This window comes from Microvirga sp. P4_G7 (assembly GCF_056401005.1).
The window spans coordinates 1-2,667 of the sequence record NZ_JBFUKD010000530.1 but is presented as its reverse complement, the minus strand read 5'-3'; the positions used below and the strand labels follow the sequence as shown (position 1 = coordinate 2,667).

The following is a 2,667-nucleotide window of genomic DNA, read 5'->3' as shown; positions in this document are numbered from 1 at the left end:
CCCCAGCTCCAAGTGAATCGCGCGGGCGATCTCGGGGTCCGAATCGCCAAGGCTCGCCGAGAAAAAGCTATTTGACAAATGGCCTTGCGCCGCTTCGCTCGTGCTCATGTTTAACCCTTTGCCGCCCCTGGGGCCCTGGTGTCTCGACTGGCTCAGGCCTTTATCACGCCCGCGCCGAGCGCGCCAAGCCGCCCGTTGACGCTTGGGCGTGATCGGCGCTGCCAGCTTTTACCGCGGGTCATAGCTCCAATCGATGGGGAGCTTGGTCAGTACGTCTGCACGTCCACGATGATGCGTTGCGCGATCGGCGTCGCGTCCGAGGGCGCATTGACGATGAACGTCCCCCGGCAGGTGGTGGTCACCGGATAGATCGGCGTGTGGTGCTTTTCGGATCGGCTGATGTAATTGACCGTGTAATAGCGCTCGCCGCCGAAGAAGGCCGTTTCCTTGCCTTTGAAGATGTATCCAACGAGCGTCGGGCTGATGCGGATCACCGTCGCCGGTGGACCGAGCGCCGCGATGCGCTCTGAAATCGGCTGCCCGATCGACTCGCTGCAACCCATTGCAAGCGAGGTATAGGTCGTGGGCACGCAGCCCGCGACTGCAAATCCCAATCCAACGGCGACAAGATGTTTCAAGCCAGCCTCCCCTAAGGGAACGCTATCATTTCCGATGGACGATTCGAAGGACGGACACGGGCGTTCGCCGAGCGCCGTGCAAGGTCAGCGCAAGCTTGCGGCTGGGGATCGTGCCCGGCAATGCGCCAATACCTCGTCGYTCGAACAGGTCGCCGAGCGCATTACTGGCTATCATTGACGAAGAGGAAATTTTGATCTGGAAAATACTAATGCCCAATACGATTGTGCCGACCACGGGTGACGATATCATCCAAGTTTTTGACTATGAGATCCGAGGGCAGACATTCGACGGAAGCGGGGGACGCGACACGCTCAAGCTCATGGGCGGAGGGTATTTCAACTTCTATGAAGCCGCGCTTCTGACGAACTACGAGATCATAGAGGGCACCAAAGCCAGCGACCGAATTTTCCTTACGAGCGCTCAACTGACCGGGATCGAAAGGATCGACGGTGGCGGGACAACTTTCCAAGAAATTTGGGATGATTGGTTGTTCCTGAAGGGTATCGATATCAATCTGAGCGGCAAGACGGTAACGAACTTCGGGTCCATCCTGATCGACGACGACGATGCGGTTGTCACGACCGAAAGCTATTCGTTAGCGGCAAGCATCAACGCGAGATACACGAGCAACGATTCTGTCGTGCTGACCGGCGTCACGCTCACCGATGCTCAGCGCGAGACGCTGCTGGATCAGGGTTTCGACAACATCACCGACGCTGTTGGAACGACGGTGAACGAGGCGGCGACGATCGAGAATTTCGGCAACGATAAAATCATCATCTCGAAAAACGCTTCGTTTAGGCTCGACATAGGTGGTGACGCCGTTCTGTCCGACGATCGTGGGGCAATTCGATCGCTCACGGTGGTTCTGCCGGATGAGATCGTCAATGTGGACAAGCTGCGCCTCACGGCGACCGACCGCGTCACCTTCTCGGCAGGGACTTTCGAAAGTACGGTCTTTGTCGACGGAGTCGAGATCGGCACTTACCAAGTCCGCCTCTATGGGACAGACGGCGTCTCGCTCGGTTTTTCGTTCAACGGTCAGGCAACTCCTGAGCGCGTGACGGAAGTCATACGTGCGCTGACGTATCAGAACCGGGGTGACAGCGAGCTGCCGCACGGGTCGCGGTTCATTGAAATTTCGGTCACGGACTACGGTGGGCGCATCACCAAGAAAACGGTTGTCCTGGAGCATGCCAATGACGCGCCGACACGCCTGATCGCCGGCGAAGCATCCGTGTCCGAGGGATCGGACGCGGGAACGTTCGTCGCAAGCCTCGATGCGACCGATCCCAACCGAGGAGACACGCTCACCATTTCTTTGACAGATGATGCGAGCGGTCGATTCGCTGTTCAGGGCTCGAAAATCGTCGTTGCTGATGGATCCAAGATCGACTTCGAGCAATCTGCCTCGCACACCATCGTCGCGCGCGCCACGGATTCAGGCGGACTTTATGTCGAGAAGACCATCACTGTGTCGGTCAAGGACGTGGTGGAACCGACGGGCACGCCGGACGACGACAAACTGACCGGCACATCGGCCGCCGACAAACTCAAGGGCGGTGCGGGGAACGACACGCTCAACGGAAAGCTCGGCAACGATAATTTGACCGGGGGAGCGGGCAAGGATCTCTTCGTCTTCAGCACGAAGCCAAGCACCAAGAACGTCGACAAGATCACTGATTTCAACGTCAAGGACGACACGATTCAGCTCGAGAACGCCGTCTTCAAAGCGCTCGGCAAGAAGACCGGCCCCCTGAAGAAGGACGCTTTCTGGACGGGAGCGAAGGCCCACGACGCCTCCGATCGCATTATCTACGACAAGGCCAAGGGCGCGATCTATTACGACGAGGACGGCACGGGCGCGAAAGCGGCCGTCAAGTTCGCGACCATCAACAAGGTGACGCTGACGTACAAGGATTTCTACGTCATCTGAGAGTTCGGCGAATCGACCGGACAGCGCCTGCCGCAAACAAAGGACGCCGCTCTTGAAGGAGCGGCGTTCTGATTCAAGCCTTCTTCAAGAAC

Annotated in this window: 2 protein-coding genes; one reads left to right on the top strand and one right to left on the bottom strand. The window is 58.1% G+C overall.

Translation table 11 applies throughout. The features are described from left to right. Nucleotides 1-266: 266 nt before the first annotated feature. Entirely contained in the window at nucleotides 267-638 is a 372-nt protein-coding gene (locus AC1DT3_RS17460) for a hypothetical protein (RefSeq protein WP_477466503.1), read from the bottom strand. 209 nt (nucleotides 639-847) lie between these two features. Here AC1DT3_RS17460 and AC1DT3_RS17455 point away from each other — a divergent pair, with 209 nt between their 5' ends. Further along, entirely contained in the window at nucleotides 848-2,575 is a 1,728-nt protein-coding gene (locus AC1DT3_RS17455) for a cadherin repeat domain-containing protein (RefSeq protein ID WP_477466502.1), read from the top strand. The last annotated feature ends 92 nt before the right edge of the window (nucleotides 2,576-2,667 follow it).